Raw genomic sequence first — 16,922 nt, 5'->3', positions numbered from 1 at the left:
GAGTCAGTCACGACAACATGTCGAGACGAACACCACGGGCCTATAGCTCAGGCGGTTAGAGCGCTTCGCTGATAACGAAGAGGTCGGAGGTTCAAGTCCTCCTAGGCCCACATTCACATACCTGGTCGTCATCGACGGCCGAGGGGGCCTTAGCTCAATTGGCAGAGCACTGCCTTTGCAAGGCAGGGGTTAGGGGTTCGATTCCCCTAGGCTCCACTTCTTCTTCTCATCATCCGGGGGATCCGATCACTGTCTGCCGGGCCCGTCGCGGCACAGTAGGGTGGACGGCATGAAACTTCTTCTGACGATCGGTGTCATTGCCGCAGTTGTCTTCGCTGTCACCAAGGTTCGCAAGCGGAGCGAAGCGGATCTGTGGCACGAGGTGACCGCGCGCTGAGCCGTCACGCTCAACCGGGGCCTTAGCTCAATTGGCAGAGCACTGCCTTTGCAAGGCAGGGGTTAGGGGTTCGATTCCCCTAGGCTCCACAAAATCACCGCTCCACAAAATCACCGCTCCACAAAATCACGGCCGGGCCAGCAGGTCGATGACCGCCTGTACTTCCTCGGGCGTCGGGGTCGGCAGATTGTCGCGGCCGTGGATCAGCCCGATTCCCAGATACACCATCGCGCCGGCGCGCAGCCGCGCCTGAACCGGCTCGAAACCCAGATCGAGCATCGCCGTCTGCACGGTGCGGAAGATGCGCTGATCCAGTGCCCGGACCGCCGCCGCCACGGTGTCGTCGGTGCGTGACCACTCCCGCACCGAGGCCTCGACCATCCAGTGCTTCGGATCCACCAGCATGGCCGCCATCTGTTCGATGCGGGACTCGACCGGAATCGAATCCAACGCGGCGAGGGCGCGCACGGCTTCGCTCTGCATGTCGCCCCACCGGTCGGCCATCGCGGCCATCAGTTGTTCGAGATCGTCGAAATGCCAGTAGAAACTGCCCTTGGTGACGCCCAGTTCCTCGCACAGCCGGGGAATCCGGATCGCGGTCACGCCTTCGCGTCCGAGCAGGTCCAAGGCGCCGTTCACCCAGTCGTCGTACGACAGCCGCGCCGTCCGTGGGCGGTTGCGATGTTGTGCCTCCGCCTTCTTGGACACCGCCTTTCGGGACACCGCCTTCTTGGACGTGACCGGGGCTTTCTTCGGTGTCGTCATCCATTCACCGCCGAGTCGCCCAGGTCCATGTCCCGATCGTAGGGGAGCCGGTCGGGTGGGGATTCGACGCGCATCCGGCGCACCTCCTCGGACCATTCAAACTAGTACCGTTCACTGTACTCAATGGTATGGTCGCTGCCACGGGTGACGATCGGGGTCACCTCGGAAGGTGCGAGGGATGTATCGACCGATCGGCCGCCGCGCGATGCTGCGCGGTCTCGGCGCAGGTCTGACGGCCGCGATGGCCGGGCGCGCGGCGACGGCCATCGCCGATCCCGCACCGGGCGGGTTCGAGAGTCCGCTGATATTCCATTCGCCGCCGATGCGGCCCTTCGTCGACGAACTTCCGCGGCCACCCGTCCTCACCGGGAGTCACCTGGACCTCGTCGCGACCACCACCAGCCATCGCTTTCACCGCGATATGCCCGCCGTGCCCGCATTCGGATACAACGACCGGACGTACCTGGGCCCGACCATCGAACACGAGGCCGGCCGCCCGCTCACCGTCCGGTTCCACAACCGGCTCGGCGACCATCCGTTCGCGGCCGATATCGACACCACGCTGCACGGGGTGCCGGAGAGTTACCGGACCACGGTGCCGGCCTCGCTGCATCTGCACGGCGGAGTGACGCCGCCCGCCAGTGACGGACATCCCGAACGCCTGGTCATGCCGGGACAGCACCTCGACCACGACTTCCCGCTGCGCCAGTCGGCCGGTCACCTCTGGTACCACGACCACGCGATGGGGATCACCCGCGCGAACGTCTACGCCGGATTGACGGGCATGATGCTGCTGCGCGACGAATTCGACACGGGAGCTCCCGGCAATCCGCTCGGGCTGCCCGCGGGGGAGTTCGAAATACCCCTGGTGCTGCAAGAGAAATTGTTCATGCCCGACGGTCGTCAGAGTCTGCGTTCGACCGCGGTGGTGCCGCCGGGTTCGTGGGAGGGCGGTGCGGTCGGCGACGTCGGGGTGGTGAACGGGGTGGTGTGGCCACAGCTGCCGGTCGCGCGCGGGCTGTATCGGTTCCGTGCGATCAATGCCGCCTCGTTCAGTACGTGGAATCTGTTCTTCGGCAATCGGATGCGGTTCTGGGTGATCGGAAACGACCACGGACTGCTCGATGCGCCGGTTCCGGTGCGTAATCTGCGCCTCGCTCCGGCCGAACGGATCGATCTCCTGGTGGATTTCGCCGACCTCGCGCCGGGGGAGACGGTCGACCTGTGCAACGACGAACAACCGGTGTTCCAGGCGGCGATCCTCGGGGAGGTGGCGATGCCGGTGTTCTGCCGCTTCCGCGCCGAGGATCGCGCGGGATGGCGCGGACCGGTGCCGCAGACGCTGCGCGGCGGGCCGCGACAGCCCGCGGTGCTGCCGTCGGTGCCGGTGCCGGCGCTGTCGCGCACCCTCACGATCAGCCAGCCCTATGAACTGCGGATGCCGCCCGCGATCATGTCGCTGAACAACCTGCGCTATTCGGATCCGGATATCGACATGCCGCGCCAGGGGACGACCGAGGTGTGGAACATCGTCAACATCACGCCCGATCCCCATCCCATCCACATCCACCTGGTGGATTTCCGCATCCTGAGCCGGACGCCGCTGCGGACTGTGGATTATCAGCTCGCGCATCCCCAACCGGCGATCGGCACCCGCTGGACTCCCGACCCGGAGGGTTTCCTCGCGGGCCCGGCGCAGCCGCGGGCGCCGTGGGAGAGCGGCCGCAAGGATGTGGTGCGGGTCGACGGCGGCACCGTCACCCGCATCGTGGTGCGTTTTCCGACCGCCGACGAACTCGGATTCGATCCCGACGCGTCGTTCCCCAGGACCGGCCCGCCGATGCCGGGTGCGGCGCATCCGGCGGACCATGCCGCGCATCGGGATTCGGATCTGCGCGGTTTCGTCTGGCACTGCCATCTGCTCGATCACGAGGACCACGACATGATGCTGCGATTCCGAACGGTGCGGTGAATGCGAATGACGACACAACTACGAACCTTGAAATGCCCCAGCGCCTTCCGGTACTGGGAGGCCAAACAGCAGCCCGCCGTCCAGCGGCTGGAAGCGATCGTGCGGAAGGTGACCGGCGCCGAACTCTTTCCGACCGACGACCAGGCACGGGCACTCACCGAGGATCTGTTCGCCGGTGATCCGGTCGCCGAACGATTCGTCGCCGAGGTGATGCACGGTCCCGGCGGTTCGGCGGCTGGCCGGGCTCTGCTGGACCGGGCCTTGGCCGAGGGAATCGATGCCGTTCCCGAGGCACCGGATTCGATGCGCGAACTGTTCGCCGAATTCGACACCGTGCCCGAATGGGTGCGTCCGGAGCTGGTCGAACAGGGTGCGGCCATCTGGCGGCGCTGGGGCACCATATTGTTCAGCTTCGCGGGTGCGGAAACACTGGAGATGTACACCGAATCTGCGGTCGCCACTCCGTTGTCGCTGGCGGGCGGTTACGCCGGAAACAGTGCGCTGCGCAGGTATTTGGAGACCTGCCGATTCTGGATGGACGTCTCGCAGCCGAATGCGCTGCTGACCCCGGGGTCGACCGGGCGCGCCACCGCGCTGAAGGTCCGGGTCATGCACGTGTCGGTGCGGGCGCGGGTGGCCGGCCATCCCGAATGGGATATCGACAAGTGGGGACTGCCGATCAGCCAGACCTATCAGTTGCTGACCCTGATCGCGGGCAGTGTGACACCCGGACTCGGGCTGTGGGCGCTGGGCTATCAGACCACGCCGTCGGAAATCCGTGCGCTGCTGCACTTTCAGAGATACATGGGTTATCTGCTGGGCGTGCGTTTGCAGTGGCATCCCGAGACGGTGATCGACTCGCTGCGGGTGCTGGCGATGACGATCGCCTCGCGTTCCTACGACGCCGGTGCGCACGGCGCGGAATTGATCGAGTCCTATCCCGCCGCCTTCGCCCCGCGTCCCGAACACCGTGGCGCGAGCCGGTTGCGGGCGGCCTACAACTACCGCATCAACTCGGTGTATTCGGCGATGTACATGGCGCCGGGCACACGGCGCAAATACCGTATGCCCCCGGCATTTCCGTGGTTGCTGATTCCGGTGCTGCGGTTTCCGCTGATCACCGCCATGGAATTCGTACGCCGGATACCGCCGGTCGGGCGGCTGCACGAGAAGGTGATGGTCCGGCACCGGGAGAACTGGTACCGCGCCCAAATGCAGGGCCGGGAAGCGGAATTCGATGCGAGCGGAGCGTTGCGGCGATGAAGGACACAACCATTGTCGAGGCATGGAACGGTCCCGGCCGCCGGGACGGCGAACTCACCACGGTCGAACCGCGGCACAACGCACTCCATCCCGCGGCGAGTTCGCTCGCCTTCGAGCACTGGTATTTCGACGCCCATCTCGACAGCGGACACACCGTCGTCGGATTTCTCACCAAGCGCCGTCCCGAGGACTTCCCGCACGCGCGCCCCTGGGTCGAGTTGATGGTGTACGAACCGGACGGCACCCGTCGCCAGGTCTCGCGGAAATATCCCCGCAAGCAGGCGTCGTTCGATGCGCGATCCTGTGATGTGCGGATCGGGAACAACCGCGCCTACACCGAATTCCGGCCCGACGGGTTGCCGACGCACCACCTGCGGCTGGCCGAGGACGGTCTGGAATTCGAGCTGCGCTTCGACAACGAACTGCCCAGCTGGATGCCCGGACAGGGCGAAACGCATTTCGGCGGCGGTGATTGCTTCGGCTGGGTGGTCGGCGCGCCGCGAGCCCGGGTGAGCGGCACGGTGACCATCGACGGCGCCGAGCGGTCCGTCACCGGTCGCGGTTACGCCGACCACAACTGGGGCGTCGGCGATATGCGCAAGATCATCGAGCGCTGGCACTGGGGCCGGCTGTATGTCGAGGACTATTCGCTCCTGTTCGCCGACGTGCTGACCCAGCAGCGGCGCGGAGCGCACGAGATCGCGCCGCTGATGCTGGCTCATCGGGACCGCGTCGTCCTCTCGACCGGCGAGACGACCTTGCGGGAAGGGCCGGCGCGGTTCGACGCCACCGCCGGGCGCGGCTATCCGGAGTGGATCGAAGTGCGCGTACCCGACCAGGTCGAGTTGCGGCTGACCGTGGATCGGGTGATCCACGCCCACGATCTCCTCGACGATGTTCCGGTGGTCGGCACCCGGTTGCTGAAACCGCTGGCGCACAGGTTGATCGGTCATCCGGGCTATTTCCGATTCGAATCCACCTTCGAACTGACGGTGCTCGGCGGGGCCGAACCGGTCCGGCGCACCGGCACCACCTTGCACGAACTGGTGGCGCTCACCTGAGCCTTGCGCGGGCCGCGCATTCGCGGTGCAAGGGAGCTGCAAGCGACCGGCGGCAGGGTCGATGTCATGAGCGAGACATTCGATGTGGTGGTCGCCGGTGCGGGTCCGGTCGGGCTGATGCTGGCATGTGAACTGCGGCTGGCCGGCGTCGAGGTACTGGTCGTGGAGCGCCTGACGGAGATCGATCGGACCATCAAGGCCGGAGCGATCAATGTGCCGACCGCACAGGCCTTCGATCGGCGCGGACTGTTGCCCGAGTTGCTGTCGCATCAGCAGGCGGCGGTCGAGCGGATGAAGGCGTTCACCGGTGGGACGGCGGGCCCCGCGAACCGGCCGCCGATCGCGGGTCATTTCGCGGGAATCATGTTGTCGTTCGACCTGATCGACGCGGAAGATCCGGCCTTCGCCGGTGTGGGGCCGGCGGGGCGGGCCGTGCTGGTGAGCCAGCAGGGCATCGAGGAGATTCTCGGTGCGCGCGCGGCGGAACTCGGCGTGGTGGTACGCCGGGGCGTGCACCTGACCGATCTGACCGACCACGGCGACGCGGTCACGGTGCGGTGCCGTGCCGACGAGAGCGGCGGTAGCGAAGAGAGCAGCCGTTCCGGCGAGATCCGCGCTTCCTGGCTGGTGGGTTGCGACGGCGGACGCAGCACCGTCCGCAGACTCGCCGGCTTCGATTTCCCGGGTATCGGGCCGGAGATCACCGGGCGGCAGGCGGTGGTGGAGATGTCGGAAACCGAAGGGCTGCAGCCCGGTTGGCACGACACCGACCACGGCATCTACGTCTACGGGCCGACTCCCGGCCGTTTTCTGACCGTCGAACTCGACGGACCACCCGTCGATCGCGACGCGCCGATCACGGCCGCCGAGCTGGAGGCGAGTCTGCGCCGGGTCGCCGGGGTACCCGTGCGGGTCTCCGCGGTGCATTCGGCGACCCGGTTCACCGACAACACCCGTCAGGTCCCGGACTATCGCAAGGGCCGCGTGCTGCTCGCCGGCGATGCGGCACACGTACATTCGCCGTTCGGCGGACAGGGCCTGAATCTGGGAATCGGCGATGCGGTCTGTCTCGGCTGGAAGCTGGCCGCGGTCGTCGACGGCCGGATGGACGAGCGGCTCCTGGACACCTACACCGCCGAGCGGTATCCGATCGGCGCCTGGGTGCTGGAATGGACTCGGGCGCAGGTCGCCCTGATGCGGCTGGATCGGCGCAGTAAGGCGCTGCGGGCGGTGATGTCCGAACTGCTGTCCACCGGCGACGGCGCGACCACCGTGTTCAAACGGATCTCCGGCGTGCTGCACCGCTACCACCTGGGCGGCGACCACGAACTGGTCGGCACCATCGTTCCCGATCGCGATCTCTCCGACGGGACTCGCGTGGCCGAACACTTCGCCTCCGGCCAGGGCGTGCTGTTCGACTTCGCCGACTCCGCGGAGCTGCGCGCGGCGGCGGCGCCGTGGCAGGACCGGGTTCGGATCGTCACGGCGAAGCCGCTGGACGCCTCCGACGAGACCGGTGCCGACGCGGCGGCCGGCGTGCTCGTCCGTCCGGACGGATATGTCGCCTGGGCAGCCACCGAGGGGGTCGAGGGTGTGAGGACGGCGCTGACTCGCTGGTTCGGTCGGTGAGCGCGATTCCCGCCGGTCCTGCCGAACGTGTTATATGTAACTTCGAGTAGCGGGCAGATGTGCTGCCTGCCTACCATCGAATAGCTATCGTTCGTCGAGGTGCCGGTGTGGACCGGCGCGTGCTGCGGGATTCGCGGCCGGGAGTGGAAGGAACAGCCCGTGGTCGCGATCGTTGCGGATCTGCCGCGCGCGGCGCGCAATATCTGGGCGGTGTCGTTCGGCGACGGAATCGAGCCCTACCGGCCGGCGCCGTCCACACCGATCAGCGAGCAGCCGCACAATCGACTGCTGCGCTACGACCGCGACGAACCCGGAACCGGGAATCCGGTCCTGCTGGTACCACCGCTCGCGGTCACGCCGGCCTGCTTCGACCTGCGGGACGGCCAGAGCCTCGTGCGCTATCTGCTCGCCATCGGCAAGCAGCCGTATGTGGTCGACTACGGCGATTTCGATTACGGCGACCGGGATCTCGGGCTCGAGCATTGGACCCACGGCATCGTTCCGGACGCGGTGCGCCGCGTCGCCGCCGAACACGGGCGACCCGTGGACGTGATCGGCTGGTCGCTGGGTGGCGCGCTCGCGATGATCGCCGCGGCGGCCCATGCGGATCTGCCGATCGCCTCGGTCACCGGCCTGGCTACGCCGTTCGACCAGCGCCGCACCCCGTTCCTGGTGCCGGTCCGGATGGCGGGGAAGCTGACCGGTGGACGCGGCGTCGCCCTGGCGACCAAATTGCTCGGCGGAGCCCCGCGCGAGCTGGTCCGGCTCGGCTTCCGGCTACAGGCCTTCGACCGCGAGCTGACCCGTCCGCTGTTCATCGCCCGGCATGCCGCCGACACCGAGGCTCTGGCCCGCATGGAGGCGGTCGACCGCTTCATGGCGACCATGCCCGGTTATCCCGGACGTTCGCTGTGGCAGATCTATCGCAGTCTGGTGTTGCGAAACGAATTGGCGGACGGTGTGATTCGACTGCGCTCGGATCTCGTCGTGGACCTGTCGAAACTGACCTGCCGGGTGCTGCTGATCGGCAGCCGCACCGACATGCTGGTGCCCGCGGGATCCACTCGCCGCGGTGTGGACCTGCTCACCGGCGCCGCCGAGGTGCGGTTCGTGGAGGTGTCCGGCGGACATCTGGGCCTGATGGTGGGTCCGGACGCGGCCGGCTCCACCTGGCCCGCGATCGGCGATTTTCTCGGCGACCCTTCGGGCGCCTCGGCCGATCCGGATCAGATCAAACCGAGTTCGCGCGCTCGTGCGATGGCCTCGGCCCGGGATCCGCTACCCAGTTTGTGATAGATCCCGCGCAGGTGTGTTTTGACGGTGTTGATCGAAACACCCATGCCCTCGGCGATATTCAGCGTCGTCATCCCGGACGGCAGCTGGCGCAACACCGACATCTCGGTTTCGGTGAGCCCAGGATTGTGCGCCGCGCCGCGAGCCGACGGATGGGACCGGATCAGATCGACCAGCCGGTCGTGGTGACCGAAACGGCCGACCGAACCGTCCAGTAACGCAACGATTCCCGGCACCTCCAGGAACGGTCGCACGATCCGGTCGTCGGCCGCGTGATTCAGCGCCCGCGCCAGCGCCTCGTAGGCCTTGACCGGACGGTCCAGATGGTCGGATGCGGCGGCGTACAACAGCCAGCCCGTGACGGCGGTGAGCGCGGGCAGTCCCTCGGTCCGGCGCAGAAGTGGCTGCAGCAGTTCGAGCGTCGTCGACGAGGTCTGCGCGTACTCCGACAGGCAGGCATGCGCCAGCACGACCTCGGGTGTGTGGCCCAGCACCGCGATCGCTCGCTCGACCAGAGTCTGTGCGCCGACGCGAGACTGGATCCGCAGCAGGGCCGACACCGTGTGCAGGACCAGGTTGCCGCAGGAGCGCGGCGGCGTCGGCTCGGCGAGCATGTCGAGCAGTTGCATCCGCAGCGTATCGGCGGCCAGGAAACGGTCTGTGGCGGAATCGAATTCGATCAGCCGGAGCAACGCCACCGCCTGCCGGTCGGCGGTCGGCGCGGGGGAGAGGCCACTCGTCGTGGCGGGCGGGAGCTGCCCGCGGACATCGATCGGATCGCCCTGCAGATAGCGCGCGTAGGCGATCATCGCCCGGGCGTGCGTCATCGCGGAATGTGTTCGCAGTCCGTACTTCTCGGCGAGTGCCACGGCATGTTCGGCTCGCTTGCACATCACCGTGAGATGGCCGCCGATACCGCCGCACAGCGCCAATCGCGTCGCAGCCGGCACGACGAAGCGACCCAGTCCGGCATGTTCGGCCAGCGTGAGCGCCTGCCACAGTCCCGATTCGGCGCGCACCACATCGCCGCGGTGCAGATGCGCATTGGCCACCTGCGCGACGATGTAGCAGTCCAGTTCGGCGTGACCGGTCGGCGTGGGCGTCGCCGGCTCGGGGGCAGCGGGTTCGGCGCCGGTCAACACCGCGACATCGGCGACCACCGCGGTGCGCAGTGCGATCAACCAGGACGCGGGCACCAGGGCGGAGGCCGAACAGGGTTCTGCCTCGAGCCGATCCAGGTACGCCGTGCACGCCGCCACGTCCCCGCGGCTCACGGCCTCGGCGATGCGCAGCAGCTGGACGAATTGATCGTCGGCGAGTTCGCCGACGTCGTCGAGCCGCGCGAAGAAGGACGGCCCGTCCCCGCCGAACACCAACCTCGGGCCGTGCTCGCGGATGAACCGCGACAGCTGCGGATGCCCCGGTACGGCGAGCACATGATGCAGTGCGGCCGACGGCATCCGGGCGTCGATGAACCATGCCGAACAGCTGCGGTGAATGCGCGGCAGCCGGTTCGGTAGCGAACGCGCGGCCTCGGCGAGCAGGTAGGCCCGCAGCATCGGGTGATAGCTGTGCCACAGTTCGCCGTGGCGGGCAACGCACGTGATCGGCAGGTTGTTGCGCAGCAGATATTCCAGTGTGGCCGGGGCGGATTCGCCGACCAGCTCGGTGGCCAGCGCGACACTGAATTCCTCGGGCACCGCGGTGGCGAGCAGGAAGTGCAGCGCGTCGTCGGGAAGCGCGCCCAGCAACTCGCCGACGAGGAAGTCGCTGATGGCGTGGGGCGCGCGGGCCAATGCCGCCAACGCGGTCGGCCGGTCCTGCGGATTCGCGGCCAGGTAGATCGCGGCGATCCGTACCAGCGCGGCCCAGCCGCAGGTCAGACGCTGGATCCCGGCGATATCGGCCGTGCTCAGGTGGAGGTCGTGCTGGCCGAGCAGGGCCGCGGTGCGTTCGTCGTCGAGCGCGAGTTCCCGCGCGGTCAGACGGGTGAGCCGGCCACTCAGCTCGAGCCCGTGCCATCGCAGCGGCGGATCGAACCGGCCGGTGACGATCGTCGTCAGGGTGGGCGGTGCGTTGTCGACGACATACTCCAGCCCCGCGAGGGCCAAGGGGTCGGTCAGCAGGTGGGCGTCGTCGAGGACGAGCACCGTCGGTTCGGCTCGCTCGGTCAGCCGGTCCACCAGGGTCGCCGGTTCGGCGAGCGGACCGGTGGGGTCGCGGTCCGGTGATCCGACGGGGAGGTCGAGCACTCCGGCGATCGCACGCCACAGATCGGCCGATTCGCCGCGGCGGCCGGTGAAGGTCAGCCAGCCCACCCGGCAGTCGGAATGCCGGGTCGCCAGCCGCGTCACCCAGTCGGCGGCCAGGACGGTCTTGCCGGTTCCCGCGGGGGCGCAGATCAATACGGCCTGTCCGGCCCCGGTCGTCGCCGCCTCGTCGAGGCGGGCGTGGGCGGCGGGAAGCGACAGCGGTACGAAGGAGAGTTCCGGCACACCGAGTTGGAGGCCACTGCGGATGGTGGCAATGTTTGAGCTATCGGCTAGCGATCGTGTTGTTCTGGGCGAAGCGTTCAAAGCGCCTCCCGGAGCTGTGCCTTCGCCGAAGGCAATGTCGGTGAAGCCTGCTTTCTCCAAACTGAAACGTACACTACTCATTTGCTGTAATCGGTCAAAATGTGCGTTCCATCATGATTTCGAATCGGTCTCGGGCCGTCGAATTCGGCCGTGGCGCAAGACCTGGCGGGCCGGTCGGAGCCGTAGTGTCGGTCGGAGAATCGACAGTCCGGTCTGCGGCGGCGAGGTAATTCCGATGCAATGGCGACGAGATCGGCCCGCGCGGGCCGAACGAGCGGCTCCGCCACCCGCTTCCGGGGGAACATGGCCGCTTCCGCGGGGACTGATCGTGATGCTGTCCGTTGCCGGCGCCGTGGTGGCAGTCCTGGGAATGAGGGCGTTCGCCGGTGTGCTCGGCCCCACCTTCCTGGCGCTGATGCTGACCATGGCCGTTCAGCCGGTGCAGACCTGGGTGCAGCGGCGCGGCTGGCGGCCGTGGATCGGGATGGTGGCGGCGCTGATCCTGGTCGTACTGATCCTGCTCGTCCTGCTCGGCGCGCTGGTGCTCTCGATCGCGCAATTGGCATCCGAACTGCCGAAATACTCCGACAAGCTCGACGACATGCTCAACGGCGTGCGGGATACCCTCGCCGATCTGGGGGTGGATACCGAGCAGATCCACAACGCGCTCAACGGTCTGGATGTGGGCAAGGTCGTCGATGTCCTGTCCGTTGCGCTGAGCAATGCGCTCGGAATCTTCTCCAATCTGTTCTTCGTGCTGGCACTGCTGCTGTTCATGGCGATCGACGGCATGATGATCGATCGGAAACTGGCGGTGGTCGCCAAGGCGCGACCCGAAATCGCGTATGCGCTGGGCGTATTCGCCAGCGGCACCCGGAAGTATCTGGTCGTTTCCACGGTGTTCGGTTTGATCGTCGCCATCTTCGACGGCGGTGCGTTGTGGCTGATGGGCGTGCCGCTTCCGCTCCTGTGGGCGCTGCTGTCGTTCATCACCAACTACATTCCGAATATCGGTTTCGTCATCGGCTTGATTCCGCCGGCGTTGCTGGCGCTGCTCGACAGCGGGCCGATACTGATGGTGTGGGTGATCGTCGTCTACTCGGTGATCAATTTCGTCATCCAGTCGATCATCCAGCCCAAATTCGTCGGGGATGCGGTCGGCCTCAGCGTGACCGTGACATTCCTGTCGCTGGTCTTCTGGTCGTGGGTCCTGGGGGCGCTCGGCGCGCTGCTGGCGATTCCGCTGACCCTGCTGATGAAGGCGCTGCTGCTCGATATCGATCCGTCCACGCGGTGGGTCGGCGTGCTGATCCAGGACCGGGCGCCCGATCCGGACCAGGAACCGTAGCCGGCCGCTCCCTCAGCCGGCGGAGTCGGGCAGTTGTGCCATTCCCAGCAGTGTCAGGCCGAGCGAATCGATCCGCGCGAGCACACCCCGCATGGCCGTGGCATCGGGGAGTGCGCCGAACAGCGTGGTCGTGCCCGCCGAAGAATGCTCGCTGCGGCTCAACTCCGGAAATGCCGCCAGGGCCCGCTCGGACAATTCACCATCGATGACGAACTGATACCGGATCGACAATGACCAACTCACCTCCTCGGGCGGGTTGCCTGCTCGCCTCCAGCCTCGTGCACAACCGCTGGTGGTCGCCTCATCCGCGCGGGATGAGCTCGAGATCCGGCCGCGAACGGGTCCGGCGGAACGACCACGCCCGATACTCACCCGCCACGGGTGAAGTCACCGCGCGTCGCGATGGGCACATTCATGGGAAAGCCCCTCGGCTGGGAAGGAGTTCTGCCATGACCACAACCCCGCAGGAGCATCCGGTACGTCAGGGCATCGCCGCCGGAACCTCGATCGGCGCGGCGATCCTGCTGGTCACCGTCGGTGTGCTCTCGATTCTGGAAGGAATCTCGGCGGTCGCCAACGACAACCTGTTCGTCGTGGGGATCGACTACGTCTACCAGTTCGACACCACGACCTGGGGATGGATCCATATCGTCCTGGGGATCCTGCTGGTCATCGCCGCCCTCGGTCTGATGGCCGGCACCACGTGGGGCCGGATCGTGGCAATCACGTTGGCGGCGTTGTCGATTCTCGCGAACTTTTTGTGGCTGCCGTACTACCCGGCGTGGTCGATCCTGGTGATCGCGTTGAATGTCGTGGTGATCTGGGCGGTCGCCACCTGGCAGCCCGGCCCCGACCGCGTGTGACCGACCGGGTCGCCCGGCTGTGACACGTCATCGGCGGGCGACCCGGCGCCGGCGGGATCCGTATCGTCGGAATTATGGCCTCCCCGGAGCTGTCGAAGCTGGTCCAGTCGGTCATCGAGCCGTATCTACTGGAGGGACCTCGCCGCTACAACCGGGTCGAGGTCGCGGAGCTGTCGGGCGTACCGTCCGATCTGTCCCGGCGGCTGTGGGTTTCGCTCGGCTTTCCGGCTCACGACGACGACGCCGCGGTCGAATTCACCGACGGCGATGTGAACGCGGTCCGGAACTTCCGCAGTCTCGACGCGCTGGCCGGCGCCGATGTGCGCCGGCAGCAGGCGGCCGCGCGCACCCTCGGGCAGTCGATGGCGCGATTGGCGGAATGGCAGGTCGATCTGGTCGCGGAGGAGATCGCCGACCGGATCCGGTCGATCACGGCGGGCGATCCCGGGGTGGACCAGGACAAGGTCGCCCGGGAGGCGACCACCGAGGTGGTGTCGGCGCTGCAGCAACTGCAGGCATATGCGTGGCGGCGGCATCTCGCGGCGGCGCTGACACGGTCCCTGGCCGGCGACGGCACCGGAGAAACGTTGCGGGAGTTGGCCGTCGGATTCGCGGATATGGTCGGTTACACCCGGCTGACCCGGCATCTGGAAGCCGATGAACTGGACGATCTGCTCGAGTCGTTCGAATCCGTCACCACGAATGCGATCACCGCGAACGGTGGCTGGACCATCAAGAACGTCGGCGACGAGGTCATGTTCGCGGCCGAATCCGCGGTGGCCGCCGGGCGGATCGCATTGGCGATCCAGGAGGCCACGACGAGTGCCGGCACCACCCCGGAACTACGGGTCGGGCTGGCCTATGGGCAAGTGTTGCAACGGTTCGGTGATCTCTACGGTTCGGTGGTGAATACCGCGGCACGGCTGACCGGTGTCGCGCGGCCGGGCACCGTCCTGGTGGACGACGGCGCGGCAACACAATTGGCGGACGAACCCGAGTTCTCGCTGCGGAATCTGCGCAGTGTGCGAGTGCGTGGAATCAACCGTCTGGGTTCGCACGTGCTGCGGCGGAACGAGGGCTGAAAGCGCTGTCGCACAACGGGGGAAGTGGTCCGTGTCCCGCTCGGAGAAGTCCGGGAATTGGAAGCGGGCCTCGGCGAAGGGGGGGAGTTAGCCGAGGCCCGCGTAGGGTCGGCCCGGGGGGGAGGGGCCGACGTGACTGATCCTACGCGACGATTCTCGTTTGTGTCTGCATGAGGGGCGCTAGTTTCGAAAATTTTTTCCCTGGCGTGTTGCGGGGCGCCTCATCCGGTTTGCCGAGAGCCCGATAGGCGTCACGGTGGCAATCTCGAATTATGTTGCGACGCAGCGGAATAAACTTGTTCCACGTGAAACGATCGGCGGTGGCGAGGCCTCGTTGCCGGCGTCGAATTCGGTAGCTGCGCGGGTGTGGCGACGTCCGGTCGTGGGCGTTTTCACACCTTTGGGGCTTTACCCGAGCGCCGGTAGGTAGCCGCGCGGGACGTACTCGAGTAGCGCGCTACTCGCGATCTTCGAGTGCGGGCGCGGGAGTATCGAATCGGTCGCATCCCGCCGGCACCCCCGAGCACCGCCGGATCCCGGGATGCGACCACCTCCGTTTCCCGCCCGTCGAGTCGGTGCCCGAGGGGGGTTATTCGGATGAACTTGTCGGTGGTGTGGGCAATACTGCACGGCAGTAGCAAACCTCACATCCACATCGAACGGCAGGGGAAAGTATGCCCGACGCCATCATCGCCGAGGGTTTGGTCAAGAAATACGGTCGCCTCGTCGCCCTCGACGGTCTCGACCTCGCGGTTCCCGAGGGGACGGTGACCGCACTGCTCGGCCCCAACGGCGCCGGGAAGACCACGACCGTCCGGGTGCTGACCACGCTGCTCACACCCGATGCCGGCCGCGCCACCGTCGCCGGTATCGATGTCCTGCGCGAACCGCAGCGGTTACGCGCGCACATCGGCGCCTCCGGCCAGTACGCGGCCGTGGACGAATACCTCACCGGCTTCGAGAATCTGGAGATGGTGGGGCGGCTGTACCACCTGGGCATCCAGCGCAGTAAAAAACGCGCCCGGGAACTGCTCGAACGCTTCCGGCTCAGCGATGCGGCCGATCGGCCGGTGAAGGGATACTCCGGCGGGATGCGGCGCCGCCTGGACCTGGCCGGCGCCCTGGTGGCGAATCCGCCGGTGCTGTTCCTCGACGAGCCCACCACCGGCCTCGACCCGCGGGCCCGGCTGGATCTGTGGGATGTGATCGAGGAACTCGTCGCCGCCGGTACCACCCTGCTGCTGACCACGCAGTACATGGAGGAAGCGGACCGGCTGGCCGATGCCATCGCGGTGATCGACCACGGCACCGTTATCGCGCGCGGCACCGCCGACGAGCTCAAGACCCTGGTCGGCGGCGACCGGATCGAGCTCACCGTCGAACACGCCGACGTCCTCCCCGTCGCGCAGCAGGCCCTGGCCGGGCTCGCGGTCGGCGATATCCACGTCGAACCGGGATTGCGGCGGCTCACCATCCCCGTCGACGACGGCTCACAGGCGCTGGTCGACACCATCGAGCGGCTGTCCGCGCACCGGGTGCGCATCCAGGACGTGGGCCTGCGGCGGCCCTCGCTCGATGACGTCTTCCTCACCCTGACCGGGCACGAGGCCGCCGACTCCATCGATCCGGCCGATGCCGCGCAGACCCTCGAACAAGCCACGGAAGGACACAGCAGATGATCACCGCGGCGACCGATACCCGCAGACCGACGCCGGCCGAACGCGCGGCCATCGTGGTCGGTGACAGCCTCACCATCGCCAAGCGCAATGTCATCAAGATCAAACGAGTGCCCGATGTGCTGATCTTCTCGACGCTGTCGCCGATCATGTTCGTCCTGCTGTTCGCCTACATCTTCGGATCGGCGATCAGTGTGCAGGGCACCTCGTATCGCGAATTCCTGATCGCCGGCATCTTCGCCCAGACCTCGGTCTTCGGCGCCACGTTCACCGGCACCAGCCTGGCCGAGGATATGCAGCGCGGAATCATCGACCGGTTCCGCTCGCTGCCGATGGCGCCCTCGGCGGTCCTGGTCGGGCGCACCGTGGCCGACGTCGCCATCAATGTGGTGAGCCTGGTGGTGATGTCGGTGACCGGACTGCTCGTCGGCTGGCGCATCCACGGTTCCTTCCTCGAGGCCGTGCTGGCCTATGTCCTGCTGTTGCTGTTCGCCTACGCGATTTCCTGGATCATGGCCGTGGTCGGTTTGCTGGTGCGGGCGCCGGAAGTGTTCAACAACGCCAGTTTCATGGTGATCTTCCCGCTGACCTTCATCGCCAACACCTTCGTGCCCAGCAACGTGCTGCCCACGCCTCTGCGCGTGGTCGCGGAATGGAATCCGGTCTCGGCGGTGACGCAGGCGACGCGCGATCTGTTCGGCAACACGAGTCCGGCGAATCCCACGCCCGATGTGTGGTCGCTCCAGCATCCGGTGGCGACGACATTGATCTGGGTGGTGGCGATCCTGGTGATCTTCGTGCCGCTGGCACTGCGTCAGTTCAAGCGGTCCGTCAGCCGGTGAGGCTCTCACCTGGCGCTACTGCGGTCGGCCCGGGGCTGTGACAGCATGGGGGCATGCAGTTGGGCAGTTCCCGGAAATCCGGTCGGTTGCGTAATCGGCTCATCGCGGCGGGCGTTGCCGCGGCCGCGGGCGGTGCCGCATGGGCGGCCGCCTCG

At 67.0% G+C, this 16,922-nt stretch carries 14 protein-coding genes and 3 tRNA genes; 14 read left to right on the top strand and 3 right to left on the bottom strand.

Going from position 1 to position 16,922, the window contains the following annotated elements; translation table 11 throughout:
* The first annotated feature begins 36 nt into the window (after positions 1 to 36).
* The 4 genes from NK1_RS13295 (at position 37) to NK1_RS13285 (ending at position 486) form a co-directional block, all read left to right on the top strand.
* A tRNA-Ile gene (locus tag NK1_RS13295) sits at positions 37 to 110 on the top strand.
* A gap of 33 nt (positions 111 to 143) precedes the next feature.
* A tRNA-Ala gene (locus NK1_RS13290) sits at positions 144 to 216 on the top strand.
* Positions 217 to 289: 73 nt separating this feature from the next.
* Positions 290 to 397 carry a DLW-39 family protein gene (locus NK1_RS35375; RefSeq protein ID WP_210743954.1) on the top strand — a complete coding sequence of 36 codons (108 nt, stop codon included), beginning with the start codon at positions 290 to 292 and terminating at the stop codon, positions 395 to 397.
* 16 nt (positions 398 to 413) lie between these two features.
* A tRNA-Ala gene (locus NK1_RS13285) sits at positions 414 to 486 on the top strand.
* 37 nt (positions 487 to 523) lie between these two features.
* On the opposite strand, the gene NK1_RS13280 is transcribed toward NK1_RS13285, so the two are convergent.
* The gene (locus NK1_RS13280) at positions 524 to 1,162 is read right to left on the bottom strand and encodes a TetR/AcrR family transcriptional regulator (RefSeq protein ID WP_063905993.1); all 639 of its coding nucleotides are present in this window, start codon (positions 1,160 to 1,162) and stop codon (positions 524 to 526) included.
* Positions 1,163 to 1,340: 178 nt separating this feature from the next.
* Between NK1_RS13280 and NK1_RS13275 the strand changes: the two genes are divergently transcribed.
* From NK1_RS13275 to NK1_RS13255, 5 genes are all read left to right on the top strand, one after another.
* Positions 1,341 to 3,134, top strand: a complete 1,794-nt coding sequence (locus NK1_RS13275; protein ID WP_063008842.1) for a multicopper oxidase family protein — start codon at positions 1,341 to 1,343, stop codon at positions 3,132 to 3,134.
* A 6-nt stretch (positions 3,135 to 3,140) separates the two neighbouring features.
* A complete protein-coding gene (locus NK1_RS13270; RefSeq protein WP_063008927.1) occupies positions 3,141 to 4,397 on the top strand; it encodes an oxygenase MpaB family protein in 1,257 nt (418 codons plus the stop codon).
* Complete coding sequence (locus NK1_RS13265) at positions 4,394 to 5,458, top strand: lipocalin-like domain-containing protein (RefSeq protein WP_063008841.1); 1,065 nt, start codon at positions 4,394 to 4,396, stop codon at positions 5,456 to 5,458. The genes NK1_RS13270 and NK1_RS13265 overlap by 4 nt, the downstream gene beginning before the upstream one ends.
* Before the next feature lie 66 nt (positions 5,459 to 5,524).
* Positions 5,525 to 7,087, top strand: coding sequence for an FAD-dependent monooxygenase (locus tag NK1_RS13260; protein WP_157104255.1), 1,563 nt, complete (start codon positions 5,525 to 5,527; stop codon positions 7,085 to 7,087).
* A 159-nt stretch (positions 7,088 to 7,246) separates the two neighbouring features.
* Positions 7,247 to 8,380, top strand: coding sequence for an alpha/beta fold hydrolase (locus NK1_RS13255; protein WP_063905998.1), 1,134 nt, complete (start codon positions 7,247 to 7,249; stop codon positions 8,378 to 8,380).
* On the opposite strand, the gene NK1_RS13250 is transcribed toward NK1_RS13255, so the two are convergent.
* The gene (locus NK1_RS13250; RefSeq protein WP_063008840.1) at positions 8,314 to 10,875 is read right to left on the bottom strand and encodes a winged helix-turn-helix domain-containing protein; all 2,562 of its coding nucleotides are present in this window, start codon (positions 10,873 to 10,875) and stop codon (positions 8,314 to 8,316) included. The genes NK1_RS13255 and NK1_RS13250 overlap by 67 nt on opposite strands.
* Before the next feature lie 316 nt (positions 10,876 to 11,191).
* Between NK1_RS13250 and NK1_RS13245 the strand changes: the two genes are divergently transcribed.
* Complete coding sequence (locus tag NK1_RS13245; RefSeq protein WP_063008839.1) at positions 11,192 to 12,304, top strand: AI-2E family transporter; 1,113 nt, start codon at positions 11,192 to 11,194, stop codon at positions 12,302 to 12,304.
* 12 nt (positions 12,305 to 12,316) lie between these two features.
* On the opposite strand, the gene NK1_RS13240 is transcribed toward NK1_RS13245, so the two are convergent.
* Positions 12,317 to 12,547, bottom strand: coding sequence for a DUF8691 family protein (locus NK1_RS13240; protein WP_063008838.1), 231 nt, complete (start codon positions 12,545 to 12,547; stop codon positions 12,317 to 12,319).
* A gap of 206 nt (positions 12,548 to 12,753) precedes the next feature.
* Between NK1_RS13240 and NK1_RS13235 the strand changes: the two genes are divergently transcribed.
* The 4 genes from NK1_RS13235 (at position 12,754) to NK1_RS13220 (ending at position 16,767) form a co-directional block, all read left to right on the top strand.
* A complete protein-coding gene (locus NK1_RS13235) occupies positions 12,754 to 13,167 on the top strand; it encodes a DUF7144 family membrane protein (RefSeq protein ID WP_036496921.1) in 414 nt (137 codons plus the stop codon).
* Between the two features lie 74 nt (positions 13,168 to 13,241).
* A complete protein-coding gene (locus NK1_RS13230; protein ID WP_063008837.1) occupies positions 13,242 to 14,249 on the top strand; it encodes an adenylate/guanylate cyclase domain-containing protein in 1,008 nt (335 codons plus the stop codon).
* A 674-nt stretch (positions 14,250 to 14,923) separates the two neighbouring features.
* On the top strand, positions 14,924 to 15,928 hold the full coding sequence (locus NK1_RS13225) for an ATP-binding cassette domain-containing protein (RefSeq protein WP_063008836.1): 1,005 nt from the start codon (positions 14,924 to 14,926) through the stop codon (positions 15,926 to 15,928).
* Positions 15,925 to 16,767: an ABC transporter permease gene (locus tag NK1_RS13220; RefSeq protein ID WP_063008835.1), complete on the top strand. Its 843-nt coding sequence runs from the start codon at positions 15,925 to 15,927 to the stop codon at positions 16,765 to 16,767. The genes NK1_RS13225 and NK1_RS13220 overlap by 4 nt, the downstream gene beginning before the upstream one ends.
* Positions 16,768 to 16,922: the final 155 nt, after the last annotated feature.

The sequence above is a fragment of the Nocardia kruczakiae NBRC 101016 genome, assembly GCF_001612965.1.
Classification (GTDB): domain Bacteria; phylum Actinomycetota; class Actinomycetes; order Mycobacteriales; family Mycobacteriaceae; genus Nocardia; species Nocardia kruczakiae.
This window is presented reverse-complemented; position numbering and strand designations above follow the sequence as displayed.